The organism is Kitasatospora phosalacinea (assembly GCF_000717185.1).
Taxonomy (GTDB): Bacteria; Actinomycetota; Actinomycetes; order Streptomycetales; family Streptomycetaceae; genus Kitasatospora; species Kitasatospora phosalacinea_A.
The window spans coordinates 1-16,475 of sequence record NZ_JNYE01000133.1 but is presented as its reverse complement, the minus strand read 5'-3'; the positions used below and the strand labels follow the sequence as shown (position 1 = coordinate 16,475).

Sequence of the window (16,475 nt, the reverse complement as noted above, 5' to 3'; positions counted from 1 at the left end):
GCGGCCCCCGCCCCCTCCCTCACCCTGACCCCGGGCACCCGCCCTGGCAGCGCCCGCCCCGGTGCCACCCACCCCGGCAGCGGCGGGCCTGCCGCGACGGGCGGCACCGGGCCGTAGCAGCGCCGGGCCGGGTGCCCCCGGGGCGAGCGGCGGGTGCGGGCGGGCTACGGTGGGCGGGTGATCGTGGTGGACGCTTCTGCGGTGGTGCTGTCGCTCTCCGACCGGGGGCCCCGGGGCGATGCCGCCCGGGCCGCGCTGGCCGCCGACCCCGAGTGGGTGGCGCCCGAGCACGTGGTGATCGAGGTGATGCAGTCGCTGCGCGGCCTGTACCTGGCCAAGCAACTGACGGCCGAGGAGGTCGCCGAACTCACCCTCCGGCTCCCCGGACTGGCGATCCGCAAGGTGGAGGTCGCCCCGCTGCTCGGCCGGATCTGGGAGCTCAAGGACAACCTGACCCCGGACGACGCCGCCTACGTCGCGGTCGCCGAACTCCACGGCGCCCCGCTGGTCACCGCCGACCTGCGCCTGATGCGCGCCAGCGGGCCGCGCTGCGAGATCCGCGGCATCACGGCGGACTGACCGCCCGGCCGGACACCGTCCGCCCCCGGAGCCGCTTCCCGTTCCCCTCCCGGTTCCCGTTCCCGTTCCCCTTCCCGTTCCCCTTCCCGTTCCTGTTCCCCTTCCCGTTCCCGTTCCCGTTCCCCTTCCCGTTCCTGTTCCCCTTCCCGTTCCTGTTCCCCTTCCCGTTCCCCTTCCCGTACGGGTGACTGCGGGCGGCGGTGCGGCACGGCGGCGTGCGCGGCGGGGCGGGGGCGGCCACCGTGTCGGGTGTTATCCCTGACGGCCCGTCGGAAGGTCCGCGATGCCCCTCTCCCCCGCTGCCGGTGCGCTGTTGGTACCGCTCGCCCTGCTGCCGATCGGGCCGCCCGGCGCCCAGGGGAGCCCGACGGACGCTCCGGCCGGTCCCGCCGCCGCGGGTGCTCCGGCCGGTCCGGAGGCCGGGCGGGTGGTGGACGCCCGGTTCGACCGGGCGGACGGCTTCGTCCCCGCCCGGGCGATCACCCACGCACCCGACCTGGTGCCGTACGGCTCGCAGGTGCGGGTCACGGTCGGCCGGGCGGCCGGGCGCACCTCCGTCACGGTGCAGCTCGCCGGGGTGTCCGGGGCGCACGAGTTCCCGGCGCACGTGCACACCGGCCGCTGCGGCGCCGACCCGGCGTCCTCCGGGCCGCACTACCAGCAGGTGGCGGGGGCGGGGGCGGACGCGGCCGACAACGAGGTGCGGATGACGGTGCGCACCGACCCGGACGGGGCCGGCACCGCCACCGCGACCGTCCCGTGGGAGTTCCGCCCCGACGAGGCGCACTCGCTGGTCCTGCACGCGGGCACCCCCACCGGGCCGCGCACCGCGGCCGACCGGGCGGCCTGCGTGGACGTCGACTTCTGAGCCCGCGGCGCTTCCGTCCCCCCCCACGCGCGGACGCCCGCCGGACACTGGTGCGTCCGGCGGGCGTCGGTGCGGCTGGGGGCGGAAGCGCCGCGGGGTCAGGACCCGAGGGTCGCCACCATCACGGCCTTGATGGTGTGCAGGCGGTTCTCGGCCTGGTCGAAGACCACGGAGTGCGCGGACTCGAACAGCTCGTCGGTGCACTCCAGTTCCGACATGCCGGTGAGCTCGAACATCTGCCGGCCGACCTCGGTGCCGAGGTCGTGGAACGCGGGCAGGCAGTGCAGGAACTTGACCGCCGGGTTGCCGGTGGCGCGCACCGTGTCCATCGAGACCTGGTACGGCTTGAGCAGCGCGATCCGCTCGGCCCAGACCTCCTTGGGCTCGCCCATCGACACCCAGACGTCGGTGTAGAGGAAGTCGGCCCCGGCCACGCCCGCCGCCACGTCCTCGGTGAGGGTGATCCGGGCGCCGCTGGCCTCGGCCAGCGAGTCGGCCGCCTTGCGGACCTCCTCGCTGGGCCAGAGCGAGGCCGGGGCGACGATCCGGATGTCCATGCCCAGCAGCGCGCCGGTGACCAGCACCGAGTTGCCCATGTTGAAGCGGGCGTCGCCGAGGTAGACCAGGGTGGTCTCGTTCAGCGGCTTGGCGGAGTGCTCCTGGATGGTGAGCACGTCGGCCAGCAGCTGGGTGGGGTGCCACTCGTCGGTCAGGCCGTTCCAGACCGGGACGCCCGCGTGCGCGGCCAGCTCCTCGACGATCTGCTGCCCGTCGCCGCGGTACTCGATGCCGTCGAACATCCGGCCCAGCACCCGCGCGGTGTCCTTGACCGACTCCTTGTGCCCCATCTGCGACCCGGCCGGGTCCAGGTAGGTGGTGGAGGCGCCCTGGTCGTGGGCGGCGACCTCGAAGGCGCAGCGGGTGCGGGTGGAGGTCTTGGCGAAGATCAGCGCGATGTTCTTCCCGCGCAGCCGGGGCTGCTCGGTGCCCGCGTACTTGGCCGCCTTCAGCTGGGCCGCCAGGTCGACCAGGTGGCGGAACTCCTGGGGAGTGAAGTCGAGCTCCTTGAGGAAGTGCCTGTTCCGGAGGTTGAACGCCATACCGGTCTCCTGGGTCGGTCAACGGACTGAAGTGGGAAGTGTATACGAGGAGTCGAATATTCATGCAACACTTCGATGGCCGCGCCCCGGTCCGGGCCCTCCGGGGTCAGAGCCGGGGGTCGACCGGCTCGGACTCCAGGGCCAGCACCGCGAACACCGCCTCGTGCACCCGCCACAGCGGCTCACCGGCCGCCAGCCGGTCCAGCGACTCCAGGCCGAGCGCGTACTCGCGCAGGGCGAGCGAGCGCTTGTGGCCGAGCGAACGCTGGCGCAGCCGGTCCAGGTGCCGGGTGTAGTCCGGGCCGTAGATGATCCGCAGGTACTCGCGGCCGCGGACCTTCATCCCGGGCTGGACCAGCCGCCCGGAGCCGTCCCGGTGCAGCGGCTCGACCGGCTTGACCACCATGCCCTCGCCGCCCGCCGCGGTCAGCTCCTCCCACCAGGCGACGGCGGCGGCGACCGAGGCGTCGTCCCCGGTGTCGACCAGCAGCCGCCCGGTGCGGTGCAGCACCGGTGCGGCGCCGTCCGCCGCCGCGGCGAGCTGCCGGTCGGCGTCCACCAGCCGGTCGATCAGGGCGAGGTGCTCGGTGTGCGGGCGCAGCGCCAGGTTGGCGCCCTCGGCGGCGAGCAGCTGGAACGGGGCCAGCCGGATGCCGTCGAGGCCCTCGGTCGGCCAGCAGTAGCGCCGGTACGCCTCGGTGAAGGCCCGGGCGTCGGCGGCGTGCCCCTGCTGGCGGTCGGTCAGTTCCGCCACGTCCAGCCCGCGGTCGGCGGCCCGGGCGAGGGCGTCGAGCGCGGCGGGCAGGGCGGCCCCGGCGGCCGCGCCGACGGCGGCGTACTGGCGGCGCAGCAGCTCGACCGCCTTGAGCGACCAGGGCATCAGCTCGGCGTCCAGCAGCAGCCAGCCGGTGTCGAGCTCGTCGAACAGGCCGGTGTGCTCGGCGGCGGCGCGGAGCCGGTCGAGCAGCGCGTCGGTGAGCCCCTGGTCGGACAGGAAGGCGCGGCCGGTCCTGGTCCAGATCGCGCCGGGGCCGGGCAGGCCGAAGCGCTTCTCCAGGGCGGCGCCGTCCCGGGCGACCAGGACGACGGCCCGGGAGCCCATGTGCTTCTCCTCGCAGACCACCTGCTGCACGCCGTCCTGCCGGTAGGCGAGGAACGCCTCCTCGGGGTGCTCCAGCAGGCCCTCGCGCCGGGAGGTCGGCGAGGGGGCCATGGTGGGCGGCAGGTAGGCGAGCAGCCGCGGGTCGAGCGCGAAGCGGCTCATCACCTCCAGCGCGGCGGCGGCGTTCTCCTCCCGGACGGCGACGTTGCCCAGGTGCGCGGTCTCCACCACCCGGCGGCCGAGCACGTCGGCGAGGTCGAGCGGGCGGCCCTCGCGGCCGCCGGGCGCGTCGGTGCGCATCGGGCGGACCGGCGCGTACCACTCCTGCTCGGCCGGGACGGCGACGACCTCCCGCTCCGGGTAGCGCAGCGCGGTGAGGCTGCCGCCGAACACGACGCCGGTGTCCAGGCAGATGGTGTTGTTGAGGAAGCTCGCCACCGGCACCGGGGTGTGGCCGTAGACCACCAGGGCGCGGCCGCGGTACTCCTCGGCCCACGGGTAGCGCACCGGCAGGCCGTACTCGTCGGTCTCGCCGGTGGTGTCGCCGTACAGCGCGTGGGAGCGGACCCGGCCGGAGGCGCGGCCGTGGAACTTCTCCGGCAGACCGGCGTGGCAGACCACCAGCGCGCCGCCGTCCAGCAGGTAGTGGCTGACCAGGCCGCGCACGAACTCCCGCACCCGGGCCCGGAACTCCTCGCTCTCCGCGGACAGCTGGTCGATCGACTCCTGCAGGCCGTGCGAGACGGTGACCTTGCGGCCGTCCATCCAGCGGCCCAGTTTGTTCTCGTGGTTGCCGGGGACGCAGAGGGCGTGGCCGGCCTCGACCATGCCCATCACCAGGCGCAGCACGCCCGGGGTGTCCGGGCCGCGGTCGACCAGGTCGCCGACGAACACCGCGGTGCGGCCCTCGGGGTGCGCGGCGTCGACGGCGCGGCCCTGCTCGTCGCGGGTGACCGCGTAGCCGAGCCGGCCCAGCAGGGTCTCCAGCTCGGAGCGGCAGCCGTGGACGTCGCCGACGACGTCGAACGGGCCGGTGAGGTGCCGCAGGTCGTTGTAGCGCTTCTCCGGGACGATCTCGGCGTGCTCGACCTCCTCGACCCCGCGCAGCACGTGCACCTTGCGGAAGCCCTCGCGCTCCAGCCCGCGCAGCGAACGGCGCAGGTCCCGCTGGTGGCGGGGGATCACGTGGGCGGGCAGCTGCCGGTCCGCCCTGGCCCGGTTGCGCTCGGCGCACACCTCGGCCGGGACGTCCAGCACGATGGCGATCGGCAGCACGTGGTGCTCCCGGGCGATCGCGACCAGGGCCCGGCGGGCGTGGTCCTGGACGTTGGTGGCGTCGACCACGGTGCGCCGGCCCGCCGCGAGCCGCTTGCCGACGATGTAGTGCAGCAGGTCGAAGGCGTCGCCGGAGGCGGACTGGTCGTTCTCGTCGTCGGCGACCAGGCCGCGGCAGAAGTCGGAGGAGACCACCTCGGTCGGCTTGAAGTGCTTGCGGGCGAACGTGGACTTGCCGGAACCGGTGCTGCCGATCAGCACCACCAGCGAGACGTCGGTGACGGGCAGTCGGCGGCCCGCCCGGGCGGGGGTCGGCTCCGGGGTTTCGGTGGTCATCGGTGGGCGCTCCCTTCCGGGGCGAGGTCGTTCGACGGGACGTCGATGGCGGTGGCGGTGGCGGTGACGGTGACGGTACTCGTGCCGGTGGTGGTGGTCGGGCCGGCACCGGTGGTCGTGTCGGGTTCGGCGAGGCGGAAGTGAGCGAGCTGGGTGGGGGCACCGACCTCGGGGTCGACCGGGCCGACCGGCTCCAGCTCGACGCCGTAGCCGTAGTCGGCGGCGACCCGCTCCGCCCAGGCCGCGAACTCGGCCCGGCTCCACTCGAAGCGGTGGTCGTCGTGGCGCATCCGCCCGGCGGGCAGGCTCTCCCAGCGGACGTTGTACTCGGCGTTCGGGGTGGTGACCACGACCGCCGCGGGCCGGGCCGCGCCGAACACCGCGTACTCGAGCGCGGGCAGCCGGGGCAGGTCGAGGTGCTCGATCACCTCGCACAGCACCGCCGCGTCGTAGCCCTTGAGCCGGGCGTCGGTGTACGTCAGCGCGCCCTGGACCAGCTTGACCCGGCGGGCCAGGCGCTCCGGCATCCGGTCCAGGTGGAGCCGGCGGGCGGCGATCGTCAGTGCCCGCGAGGACACGTCCACCCCGAGCACCTCGGTGACCCGCGGTTCCTTGAGCAGCGCGCCGACCAACTCGCCCTGCCCGCAGCCGAGGTCGAGCACCCGGGCCGCGCCCGTCCGGGCCAGCGCCGCCAGGATCGCCGTCCGCCGCTGCGCGGCGAGCGACTCACTGCGCTCGGTGGCCGGGGCGTCCGGGCCGGACGGAGCGTCCGGGCCGGTCGGGCCGGTCGGAGCGGCCTGGTCGGTGGGCGGCTCGGTCGGGTCGGTCGGGTCGGTCGGAGCGATGGCGGTCACCTCCTCCGGGGTGGTTGCGGCGTCCGGGTGTTCCGGTGCCTCCGGGGCGTCCAGTGTCTCCGGGACGTCCGGGACGGCGTTGTCGATCTCCTCCGCCTCGCGGTCGTCGGCCTCGGCCAGTCGGGCCAGGGCGAGGCGTTCCATCGCGAGCTTGGTCAGCGACCAGCGGCGGGACAGGTAGCGGCGGGTGATCAGGGCCCGTTCGGGGTGGGCCGCGAGCCAGCCGTGGCCGGCCGCGAGCAGCTTGTCGACCTCGTCGGGGGCGACCCAGTAGTGCTTGGCCCCGTCGAGGACCGGCAGCAGCACGTAGAGGTGCTGCAGCGCGTCGGCGAGCCGCAGGGTGCCGGTCAGTTCGAGCCGCACGTACCGGGAGTCGCCCCACTCGGGGAAGGACTCGTCCAGCGGGACGGGCCGCGCGTCGACCTGCCAGCCCAACGGCGCGAACAGCCGCTCCACCAGCACGGGCCCGTCGGCACCGGCCACCGGGACGGCGGGCAGCGCGATCCGCAGCGGCAGCGCGCGGCCGGGCAGCTCGGGCCGGTGCGCGCACTCGCCCTTCATCGCGGACCGGTAGACCGTGCGCAGCGCCACCGCGAGCAGCGAGGAGGCGGCGTACGGGCGGTCGTTGACGTACTGGGCGAGCGCGAGGTCGGGGGAGCCCGACCGGCCCTTGCCGCGGCCTTGGCGGAGCAGCGCCGCGGGGTCGACCTCCAGCAGCAGCGCGGCGGTGCAGGAGTGCTCGCCGGAGGCGGGGTAGAAGACGTGCGCGGTGCCGTGCGCGGTGGCGAACTGCTGCACCCGGTCAGGGTGCTTGTGCAGCAGGAAGCCCAGGTCGGAGGCGGGGTTCTCGGCGGTGCCGGTGGTGGAGATCGATACGAACACCCGGCCGAGTATGACCCGCGGGCCCGTGCGGGGGCACCAGGTTTTGTCCGTCCGGTGAGCGTGTTGGTCAGGCCTCGGCCCGATTGGTTACGGTGCGGGATGTGACTGCTGAAACCACCACCCCCGCAAGCGGCGCGGTGGCCGCCGGCCTGGCGACCATCGCGGCCGACGGCACCGTCCTCGACACCTGGTTCCCCGCTCCCGAGCTGGCCGCCGCCCCGGGCCCGTCCGGCACCGCCCGGCTGAGCGCCGAGGAGGCCGAGCTGGTGCTCGGCCCCGGCGCGGCCGAGGCGCTCCGCACCGACGCCCGCCGCGGCGTCGAGGTGGTGGCGGTGCGCACCGTGATCTCCTCGCTGGACGAGAAGCCGCTGGACGCGCACGACGTGTACCTGCGCCTGCACCTGCTCTCCGCCCGTCTGGTGAAGCCGCACGGCCAGAACCTGGACGGCATCTTCGGCCTGCTGGCGAACGTCGCCTGGACGTCGATCGGCCCGACGCCGGTCGCCAACGTGGAGCAGGCCCGGCTGGCGGTGCGCGCCCAGGGCGGGCAGCTCGCCCTGTACGGCATCGACAAGTTCCCGCGGATGACCGACTACGTGGCGCCGTCCGGCGTCCGGATCGCCCACGCCGACCGGGTGCGTCTGGGCGCGCACCTGGCCGAGGGCACCACGGTGATGCACGAGGGCTTCGTCAACTTCAACGCGGGCACCCTGGGCACCTCGATGGTCGAGGGCCGGATCAGCGCGGGCGTGCTGGTCGGCGACCACAGCGACATCGGCGGCGGCGCCTCGATCATGGGCACCCTGTCCGGCGGCGGCAAGCAGGTCGTCTCGGTGGGCGAGCGCTGCCTGCTGGGCGCGAACGCGGGCATCGGCATCTCGCTGGGCAACGACTGCGTGGTCGAGGCGGGCCTGTACGTCACCGCCGGCACCCGGGTCACCGCCCCGGACGGCTCGGTGGCCAAGGCGGTGGAGCTGTCCGGCCAGGACAACCTGCTGTTCCGCCGCAACTCGCAGACCGGCGCGGTCGAGGTGATCGCCCGCTCCGGTTCGTGGGGCGGTCTGAACGCGGATCTGCACTCGCACAACTGACCTCCTGTCAGGTGGTGTCCGTCCGACGGCCGGTGTCTGCTCCCCAGCAGCCCGGCCGTCCGGCTGTGGTGCCGCCCCCTCGTGCGGCTCCCGTCGAGCGACTTCAACGGCCCGTGGCGGCCTCAACGGCCCGCGGCGGTCCGGCCCCGGCAACGGACCGGGCAGCGGGTCCGGCCCCGGACCCGTCCCGGTGCCGTAGCCGAGCGGGGGCGGCCCCCGCAAACTCGGCTCACTCCTGGGGCTGACCGGGCCCGCCGGTTGGACCTCAACGGGTGGTCCGGGGTGACCGCGCGCGGCGGGGGCTCGTTGGACCGGCGGCGCCGACCCCGGCGCTCCACACCGCACCACCGAGTTGAAGGGGCCCCCTCATGTCCGAGCCCTGGACCGAGCCGCCCACCGCGGGCGCCACCGCCGACACCGCGGAGACCGCAGAGACCGCCGCGGGCGGCGCGCCCGCCACCCCGAAGTCGCTGTTGGAGCAGATGCAGGAACTGCTCACCTCGATCAACACCGACCTGGCCGGACTCGGCTCCGACCTGCGCTCCTCGACCGTCCGCGGCGGGCCGGACGCCCCGACGGACGCCTCGGCGGACGGCCCGCCGCGCGCCTGAGCGCCGCGCACCGCCGGGACCGGCGGACCCAGCGGGATCACGAGCCTCGGCTCCTCCCGCCGGGCCGCGCCCGGGGCTCCCGGCCCGACCGCCTCCTCGACTCCCCCGGCCTCCCCAGTCGCACCCTCCTCCGGCCCGTCGCCCTCGGGCCCGCAGCCGTCCGGACCGCCGTCCGAACCGCCGTCCGGGGCCCGCGCGCCCGTCGACCTCCGTTGCTCGCGCAGGATCCGGGCCACCAGGTCGCGGCATTCGGAGCCCGCGTCCAACCCGTCGATGCAGCTCCAGTACAGGCTCTCGGTGTCCGCCCCGCAGGCGAGCACCACCAGGCTCTCGTTGGCGTCCTCCAGCAGCAGGGTGAGTTCGGCCAGCACCGGCTCCAGTTCGCCGAGCGCGCCGAACCGCTCGACCAGCGTCGGCCCGGTCCACTCCGGGTAGACGCCGACCGGGCCGCCGGGCAGGTCGTCCAGGCCCGGTTCGGGCGGTTGGCGCAGGCAGCTCGCGGTGTGCGCGCCGGCCTCGCAGAGCAGCTGCCCGAGGGTGGCGAGCGCTTCCTCGTCGTGGTCGGCGATCCGGGCCCCGACCGCCTCGGTGAGCAGCCCGGACTGCCAGGCCTCGTGCAGGATGTCACCGGTCGTCCGGGCCTCGGCCAGGGCGTGCCGGACGGTCTTGATCAGTCGCAGCGCCTCCACGGTGCGCTCCCCTCGCTCGCCGCCGCCGTCCTTCGGCGGTCGGTCACGGGGATCAGCGTGCCGCCGGTCGCGGGGCGCTCCCAGCGGGTTCGGCCGGCCTGTGGACAACCCGGCCCTGTGGACAACCGGGGTCCCCCGTACGGGGGAATTCCGGATGACTTCCCCCGCCACCGGGAACCCGCCGGAAACCCCCGGGCGCCCACCGAGCCCCCGCCGGGAACCCCCGGCACCCACCGAGCACCCACCGAGCACCCGCCAAGCACCCGCTCAGGGCGCCGGGAACCTGCTCTCGTTGCGCTCGATCTTCTCCGCCAGCGCCCGCAGCGGGTCCACCTCCAGCACGGTGCACAACTGCAGCAGGTAGGCCAGCACGTCGGCCACCTCGTCGCGGACCCGGTGCGCCGAGTCCGCGTCCGACATCACGTCGGCGGCCTGTTCGGGCGTCAACCACTGGAATACCTCCAGCAGTTCGCCCGCCTCGACGGTCAGCGCCGAGGCCAGGTTCTTCGGGGTGTGGTACTGCTGCCAGTCCCGGACGGCCGCGAACTCGGCCAGCCGCCGCTGCAGTTCGGGCACCGTCGGCCCGGCGTCCGACGGGGACGCCGCGGACCGTTCCTCTTCGTCGCTCATTCCCCCAGGTCTACCACCGCGTCCACCGCCGCACCCTCGCCGCGTGCCGCACCCTCGCCGCGTGCCGCCCCCTGCACCGGCACCCGGGCGGCGGGGTCGGTGCGGCGCAGCAGGCTGTGCCCGGTGGCCGGATCGCGTCGGCACTCGACGAGTTCGACGCCGTCCAGGCCGAGCGCCGGGCCGGGCTCCTGGAGGGTGGCGAGCAGCCGGATGTCGCCCTTGCCGGTGACCTCGCGGGCCAGTGCCAGCAGGGCGGCCACCTGGTCGGCCGCCAGGCCCGCGCCGAGGTCCTCGGCGAGCAGGACCAACTGCCGGTGCGCGTCCGGCACTTCGATGGCGGGGTCGACGTCGAGGACGGCGGCGCCGGTGAGCAGGACGGCGGCGAAGGCGAGCAGGCGCAGCATGCCGTCGGCCGCCTGGTCGGCGCCGGTGCGGCCGAGCACGCCCTCGTCGAAGACCGCGAGCAGGCGCTGCCGGTCGCCGTCGCCGCGGCGGGCGACGCCGAGGCCGAGCAGCGGGTGCGGGGCGGCGGCCTGGACGGCGCGCAGCAGGCGGGCCCAGCGGCGCGGGCACTCGTGCTCCAGCCGGTCGAGGACGGCGGAGACGTTGGCGGCGGTGCCGAGCAGCCTGGCCTGCGGTTCGGGCCGGTTCCAGCCGCGCATCGCGGCGGGCACGGGGTGCAGCGCGAACACCTCGCGCAGCGCGGTGAGCACCTGTTCGGCGGCGGCCAGCACCTTGCGTTCGCCGTTGGAGGAGCCGGCGACCCGCAGCGGGAGCTGGGCGGTGATCAGGCTGCCGCTGGGCAGCGGGGCGCGGATGTCGCCCTGCCGGGAGTCGTTGTGCCAGGTGACGTTGACCCGGCCGCGGGTGAGGTCCTGTTCGCCGGTCTCCATCAGGGTGCGGTCGTCCAGGGTGAGCCACTCGCGGGCGATCCGGACGCGTCCGTCGGTGCGGACCACGACTTCGAGCCTGATCGTCCCGACGCAGGAGCGCACGGTGCAGCCGAGGATGATCGCGTTGCGCCCGTGCGGGACGCAGCCGTTCAGGCCGCCGCGCACCGGGTGGGCGAGCGGGCCGCGCGGGCCGCCGAGGCCGTCCAGCGAGGGCCGGATCTCCTCGCCGAGGGCGAGCCGGGAGAGCACGGCCAGGGCGTCGAGCGCGTTGGACTTGCCCGCCCCGGACGGCCCGTGCAGCACGGTCAGCGGCGACATCGGCAGAGTGGCCCGCCGGTAGGACTTGAAGGAGGTCAGCCGCAGTTCCTCGACGGTGGGGCGCTTCACCGTCGGGGCGGGTGCCTGCCGCACCTCACGGGCGGTGGCGGGCCGCACCTCGCGGGCGGACGCGGCGGCCGGAGGTGGGGCCGGGAGGGCCGCCGGAGACGGGGCCAAGGGGGCTTCGCTGGTCACCCGGAGCACTCTAGGTGCGCCCTGAGCTGCAGAAACGTCTCTCCTGGTGCCCTTTCACCCCTTCGAGTCCCAACCGACCCGGGCGACCGGACGGGGTGTCACTCGTACGCGGTGACCAGCACCGATCCGGTGACCTCCACCGGTTCGGGCAGCGCCGCCAGCGCGGCGGCCAGCGCGTCCCGGTCGGTGTGCCAGGCGCTCGGGCCCATGCCGACCACGGCGGCGGCGTCCGTCCGCGACAGCCGCAGCGCGAACTCCACCTCGGTGCGCCCGACCGGGGTGAACCACGGGCCGAGCTTCTGCCCGATCCGCCGGTCCTTGTCCTCGTCGACCGACAGCAGGCCCAGCGCGCCGACCAGTTCGCGCAGGTGGCGGGAGGTCGGGGCGGCGACCAGCAGCCGTCCGCCGGGGCGCAGCACGCGCCGCATCTCGGGGCCGTTGCGCGGCGCGAACACGTTCAGCAGCACGTCCGCGGCGGCGTCCCGCAGCGGGAGCGGCCGCCAGGCGTCGCACACCACGGCGCCGATCCGCGGGTGCGCCTTCGCGGCGCGCCGCAGCGCGTACTTGGACAGGTCGAGCGCCGCACCCGCCGCGCCCGGCCGGGCCTCCAGCACCCGGGCCAGGTAGTGGCCGGTGCCCGCGCCGAGGTCCGCGACCAGCCCGCTCACCGTCGGCACCTCGGCGGCGGCCGCGGCCAACGCCCGTTCCAGCGGGGCGTAGTGGCCGGCCGCCAGGAAGTCGCTGCGGGCCGCGACCATGTCGGCGGTGTCGGCGGTGCCCGCCCTGGTGTCGCCCGCGAGCAGGCTCACGTAGCCCTGCCGGGCCTGGTCGAAGCCGTGGCCGTCGGCGCAGCGCAGGGTGCGGTCGTCCAGGGCCAGCGGGCGGGCGCAGTGCGGGCAGACCAGGTAGGGCTCGATGTCCTGCAGCAACTCGCTCGCATCCTCGGCGCAGATCGTTCGGTGCCCCGGCGGCCGTCAGGGGCCGTCAGGGGCCGGGGGAACGTCGAGGGTATCCCGCCCGCGGGCGCCACGTCGCTCTCCCGGCCCCTGACGCACCGCCCCGGCGGCGCGGCGCCCCACCCCTCGCCGCCGCTCCTCGCCGTCACTCCTCGCCGTCGTCGCCGACCTCTTCCTCCTCCGACTCGTCGACCACCCACATCCCCAGCCGCTCCGCCACGCCGGTGATGCCGAGCTTGCCCTCCCGGATCGCCCGGGCCAGGCTGCGCACCTCGCGCGCGGTGGTCGCCACCCGGCAGCCGCTGGCCACCAGGTACGCGTAGGCCACGGCGGTGGCGAACAGCTCGTTGTTGCGCTCCAGCGCGGGGACCCGGATCAGCTGGTGCATCAGCGCCGCCGCCCGGTCCTGCGGTTCCGGGTAGACCGCGATGTCGAAGACCTCGGCCTGGTGCCTGGTGATCGCCGCGAGCAGCGATCCGTAGTCGGTGACCTGCGGGTCACCGGGCGTGTACTGCTCGGCGGTCATGAGCAGCCACGAGAGGTCGACCTCAAGCTTCAACGGCGCACGTCCTGGAGTTCGCTGGGCGAGCCGAACTCGGCGAGGAACACCGCCTCGTGCTCCTTCATGAACTGCGCCGCGGCGTCCACGAAGTTGCGTCCGGCCTCGCCCATGTCCTGCTGCACCAGCCGTTCGATGTACTGGTTCATGCTGATCCCCTGCTGCTCCGCCCGCTCGCGGGCCATCTCGGCGGTGGTCGCGTCCACCCTGACGTTCAGCTGCTTCTTGGCCATACCTCACGCTAGCGCCGAGGTGCTAGCACAACAAGGGCGCAAACCGGCCGCTCCCCGCTCCCCCACCATGTCGGACGGCGCGAAAGAGTTCAGTAGCGCCGGGTTCCGTTCAGTAGATAGTTCATTGCCGCACAGAAGCGTTCAGCAAACCGGGACCGTCACGTGCTGTGATGCCAGCCAGCCCTCACCGAGGGTGCCGTGGCCCGTGCGTACCGCAGCAGGCCGAGGACCTCATCGCCCAGGATGTGCTCCAGCACGCCGTCCAGGTGGGGGCTGACCTCGATGATGTTCTGCCAGCAGCCGATGCCGCGGCGTCTGGTGACGTCCTTGGGGTGGACCGGGGGGCGGGGCATCAGGACGGCGCGGGCATGGGCACCCGGGTCACCGGAGAGCATGATCTGACCGATCACGCTGAGCTCGGCCGCCGTGCTGAGTCGATCAGGCATCTCGTGCCGGGGCCAGCCCGGGCGAGGACGAACTGGTCGTCGGAGTCCTGGCATGTGCACGTTCCAGTGCGCAGCCGTTTCTCGCCGCCGGGCGGCTGGAATCGGCTCAGCACCGCTGAGCAGGGGGTGTCGAAGGCCAGTAGGCGGCTGTAGCGCCACAGGAGGTGGGCCAGGACTTGGTAGTCGTGGGTCAGCTGCCGGTCGACGGGCATGCGCGAGTTGCCAACGCCTGCGGGCATCGAGCGCAGTGCCTGCTGCATCCGGGCTGCGGTCGGGTCCCCGGCGCGCCGAACGTGGGCTGCGCCCAGGTACCTGTCACACCTGGGAGGGTCGGCCATGATTCCGGTCGGCAGGCGGAGTTCGTGGTCGGGGATGTTGAGGGTACCGGTGCACCAGGCTGGGTCCAGGTCCTTGGTTCGGGAGACCCTGAGGGGCGTGCCGCACGCGGAGCACACTGCCGCAAGGTAGCGCTGATGAACGGGGCACATCACCGTGTGCGGCTCCAGCCAGTCGAGGAACCAGCGGCCGGCGTTCTCGCGCAGGCAGGCCGGGCAGAACGCCTGCACCGAGCCTGGGCCGGGGCGGTAGCCGGCCCGGTCGTAGAAGCTGTCCGGGCGGATGCCTTGGATCGTCATCGCCGCCAGGTCCTCCAGGTCCAGCCCGGTGGCGTGCGACAGATGCTCCGCCTCGGATTGGGCGAGGCCGGCAGTCAGCCGGGTGGTCCTGACATCGAGCTGGCCACTGCCCAGCCATCTCAGCCCCAAGCTTTCCAGCAGGGCCCGCAAGGGCAGTTCGTAGCCACGAGCCATCGCATGGAGCCAACTGGTCAGGGACTCGTTTGGCAGGGGCGCCGGCACCGCAGCCAGGCGCCTCGGGACAACGGGCCCGGTGAACAGGTGGTTGCGCCGACGTGGGCAGTGCGGCATTGCTGGTCTTTCTGGTCAGATGCAAACAGCTTGTTCGGCTGCGCCCCAGTGCCTTGGCCAGCGCCGGGATCCGATCGGCCGAACCCCATGGCGGACGGACTCTCGACATCCACGCAGAAGGAGCAGTCGATGCCGACCGCCGCCGCGACTGCACTATGGGCAGCCCAGCAGGCTGGCGCGGGCCGTGAACCTCCGTTCGAGGGCCAGTCGCCGACCCGGGGCGGGCCGGATCTGCAGCCTTGTTTCGCCCCAGTCTGCAACCGATGTACAGCGCACGTAACTGTAGGATACTTACTACAAGATCACGCATGGGGGCGGCGCATGTAGTTGGACCGGGGAGAGCACGTCTGACCGTTGAGATCCTTGGCCGGTGAACGCAGACGACGAGAACCACGGTCGAAGCCCGCTGGCTATGGTGCCGCGTACCCCCAGTCCCATGCCGCGGCGACTGCCCCAGGTGCCCCTTCCGCAGGACAGCGAGTCACTGATCAGCTGGCTGGACTTCATGGCCCTGGACTGGGGAGTGCCCCGGGGCAGGGTCGCCGAGCTGGTCGGCCTGGTGACCTCGCCCGACGATCGGCATGCGCTCTCACCGGCAGGCACGCTGATGTACGCCATCGACGGCCCGGCGGTCGGGCGCGTCTTCGCGGCAGCCGGCCTGGTCTCCGCAGAGTTGGATGTGATGACCCTGTCGCGCTACTGGGGCACGGCGGTCGGGCTCGGGACAGCCGACCGCCCCGATGAGGAGGTGCACCTGCGGCTGCCCACCGGGACGCGCTTCCTCTACATCGGCAGGGCGATCTCGATCTCGGTCGGAATCCAGCGGGAGTGGGTCCATCCCTCCTCTGTGAGCATCTGTCCGCGTTGTCTGTACGAGAATCACGGGCGCTGGCCGACATCCTGGTATCTGCCGTGGTCGGTCGTCTGCCCCACGCACCATTGCTACCTGCTGTCGGCGTGTCCTGGATGCGGCAACCGGTTCGAGCCCGCCCGGACTGGGTTCGGCAGGGGCCTTTGCGGCCACTCGACGACGGGCCGGCGAGGTGGGCGTTGCGGGGCGGAGCTGGATCATCTACCTGCTCCTCCCTTGAGGGACCGCGAACTACTCGATCTTCAGGTGTGGCTGATGGAACTGATGGAGGTCCAGGGGGTGGCTCGGCAGGGAGCTCATCAGATCTTCGGTGATCTGTGGGCCATGGCCTGCTTCGCCCTGTACATGGGTCAGCCGCGGCACCTCGACGGCGCCGACGCGGTGGTCCGCCGCGCCTTCGGCAGCTTCCGCGAGGAGTTCGCCCACCCGCTGAACGGCGGTCTCTGGCTGACCCCTGCACAGCGAGCCGACGTCCATGACACCTTGGTGCTGGCCGGCGCGCTGCGGATCGCCGGTCGCATCGTTCGCGCCGAGGATCCCTACGCAGCAGCGGGCTTGGTCGAAGCACTGGAGGCGCGGCCTCGCTCCGTTGGCTGGCGCGCGCTGAGAACGGGATGGAACGGGGCATCACCGTTGGCTTCCGCTCGGGAGGCAGCCGGTCCGCGTCTCGGCTCCTTGATGCGCGCTCTTCTGACGCCCAAACAGTTCGAATATGACCAGTCCGCCAGACGGCAGGCGGGGCTTGAGCACCTTTCGGATCGCGAGCCCGAGGATGGTCTTGGCAAGGTCACTCGGTGACGCCAGCCGTTGCGCCCGAGCAACCCGAAACGGCCGCACGACGCCTGCCGGCCGTGCCGCTCCCTTTGCCGGGAGAGGCGCTTCTGAGTTGGGTAGGCGCCAGCCGGTGTCGTAGCCCCGCATGCCTGGCGACTTTGGTTCATTTTGGGTAGTTCGCGAGCCGTTGTCGGCGGCGGTTGAACCGTGACCCGCTCTGGCCGGTTGAGTTCTGACCCTCGCGTCGTTGGTTGTCTTGGTTAGTTGTTGTCGGTGGTTGTGGTGGA

At 73.5% G+C, this 16,475-nt stretch carries 15 protein-coding genes; 4 read left to right on the top strand and 11 right to left on the bottom strand.

The window, feature by feature from the left end; genetic code table 11:
- Positions 1-177: 177 nt before the first annotated feature.
- Together OO57_RS34975 and OO57_RS40090 are read left to right on the top strand one after the other, a co-directional pair.
- Positions 178-579: a type II toxin-antitoxin system VapC family toxin gene (locus OO57_RS34975; protein ID WP_033256821.1), complete on the top strand. Its 402-nt coding sequence runs from the start codon at positions 178-180 to the stop codon at positions 577-579.
- Between the two features lie 283 nt (positions 580-862).
- Positions 863-1,447, top strand: coding sequence for a hypothetical protein (locus OO57_RS40090; protein ID WP_051778651.1), 585 nt, complete (start codon positions 863-865; stop codon positions 1,445-1,447).
- Between the two features lie 98 nt (positions 1,448-1,545).
- Here the strand turns inward: OO57_RS40090 and argF are convergent, their stop codons facing one another.
- From argF to OO57_RS34955, 3 genes are all read right to left on the bottom strand, one after another.
- Positions 1,546-2,547, bottom strand: coding sequence for an ornithine carbamoyltransferase (gene argF, locus OO57_RS34965; protein WP_033256820.1), 1,002 nt, complete (start codon positions 2,545-2,547; stop codon positions 1,546-1,548).
- A 106-nt stretch (positions 2,548-2,653) separates the two neighbouring features.
- Entirely contained in the window at positions 2,654-5,260 is a 2,607-nt protein-coding gene (locus OO57_RS34960) for a polynucleotide kinase-phosphatase (RefSeq protein WP_033256819.1), read from the bottom strand.
- On the bottom strand, positions 5,257-6,996 hold the full coding sequence (locus OO57_RS34955) for a 3' terminal RNA ribose 2'-O-methyltransferase Hen1 (RefSeq protein WP_033256818.1): 1,740 nt from the start codon (positions 6,994-6,996) through the stop codon (positions 5,257-5,259). Before OO57_RS34955 ends, OO57_RS34960 begins: the two co-directional genes overlap by 4 nt.
- Before the next feature lie 101 nt (positions 6,997-7,097).
- Here OO57_RS34955 and dapD point away from each other — a divergent pair, with 101 nt between their 5' ends.
- The gene (gene dapD, locus OO57_RS34950; RefSeq protein ID WP_081974182.1) at positions 7,098-8,087 is read left to right on the top strand and encodes a 2,3,4,5-tetrahydropyridine-2,6-dicarboxylate N-succinyltransferase; all 990 of its coding nucleotides are present in this window, start codon (positions 7,098-7,100) and stop codon (positions 8,085-8,087) included.
- A 265-nt stretch (positions 8,088-8,352) separates the two neighbouring features.
- Here dapD and OO57_RS44380 read toward each other — a convergent pair whose 3' ends face one another.
- From OO57_RS44380 to OO57_RS34910, 8 genes are all read right to left on the bottom strand, one after another.
- The gene (locus OO57_RS44380; RefSeq protein ID WP_033256816.1) at positions 8,353-9,387 is read right to left on the bottom strand and encodes a DUF6099 family protein; all 1,035 of its coding nucleotides are present in this window, start codon (positions 9,385-9,387) and stop codon (positions 8,353-8,355) included.
- Between the two features lie 267 nt (positions 9,388-9,654).
- The gene (locus OO57_RS34940) at positions 9,655-10,017 is read right to left on the bottom strand and encodes a nucleotide pyrophosphohydrolase (RefSeq protein ID WP_051778650.1); all 363 of its coding nucleotides are present in this window, start codon (positions 10,015-10,017) and stop codon (positions 9,655-9,657) included.
- The gene (locus OO57_RS34935; RefSeq protein ID WP_158715336.1) at positions 10,014-11,423 is read right to left on the bottom strand and encodes an AAA family ATPase; all 1,410 of its coding nucleotides are present in this window, start codon (positions 11,421-11,423) and stop codon (positions 10,014-10,016) included. Before OO57_RS34935 ends, OO57_RS34940 begins: the two co-directional genes overlap by 4 nt.
- A 98-nt stretch (positions 11,424-11,521) precedes the next feature.
- Positions 11,522-12,352 (bottom strand): putative RNA methyltransferase, encoded by an 831-nt coding sequence (locus OO57_RS34930; protein WP_033256815.1) that lies wholly within the window; start codon positions 12,350-12,352, stop codon positions 11,522-11,524.
- Between the two features lie 172 nt (positions 12,353-12,524).
- Positions 12,525-12,938: a hypothetical protein gene (locus tag OO57_RS34925; protein ID WP_033256814.1), complete on the bottom strand. Its 414-nt coding sequence runs from the start codon at positions 12,936-12,938 to the stop codon at positions 12,525-12,527.
- A complete protein-coding gene (locus tag OO57_RS34920) occupies positions 12,935-13,171 on the bottom strand; it encodes a toxin-antitoxin system HicB family antitoxin (protein WP_014135783.1) in 237 nt (78 codons plus the stop codon). Before OO57_RS34920 ends, OO57_RS34925 begins: the two co-directional genes overlap by 4 nt.
- A 158-nt stretch (positions 13,172-13,329) precedes the next feature.
- Complete coding sequence (locus OO57_RS34915) at positions 13,330-13,581, bottom strand: hypothetical protein (RefSeq protein ID WP_033256813.1); 252 nt, start codon at positions 13,579-13,581, stop codon at positions 13,330-13,332.
- A complete protein-coding gene (locus OO57_RS34910) occupies positions 13,578-14,543 on the bottom strand; it encodes a TniQ family protein (RefSeq protein ID WP_081974181.1) in 966 nt (321 codons plus the stop codon). The genes OO57_RS34915 and OO57_RS34910 overlap by 4 nt, the downstream gene beginning before the upstream one ends.
- A 370-nt stretch (positions 14,544-14,913) precedes the next feature.
- On the opposite strand from OO57_RS34910, the gene OO57_RS34905 reads away from it, so the two are divergent.
- Positions 14,914-16,212: a TniQ family protein gene (locus OO57_RS34905; protein WP_158715334.1), complete on the top strand. Its 1,299-nt coding sequence runs from the start codon at positions 14,914-14,916 to the stop codon at positions 16,210-16,212.
- Positions 16,213-16,475 lie beyond the last annotated feature (263 nt).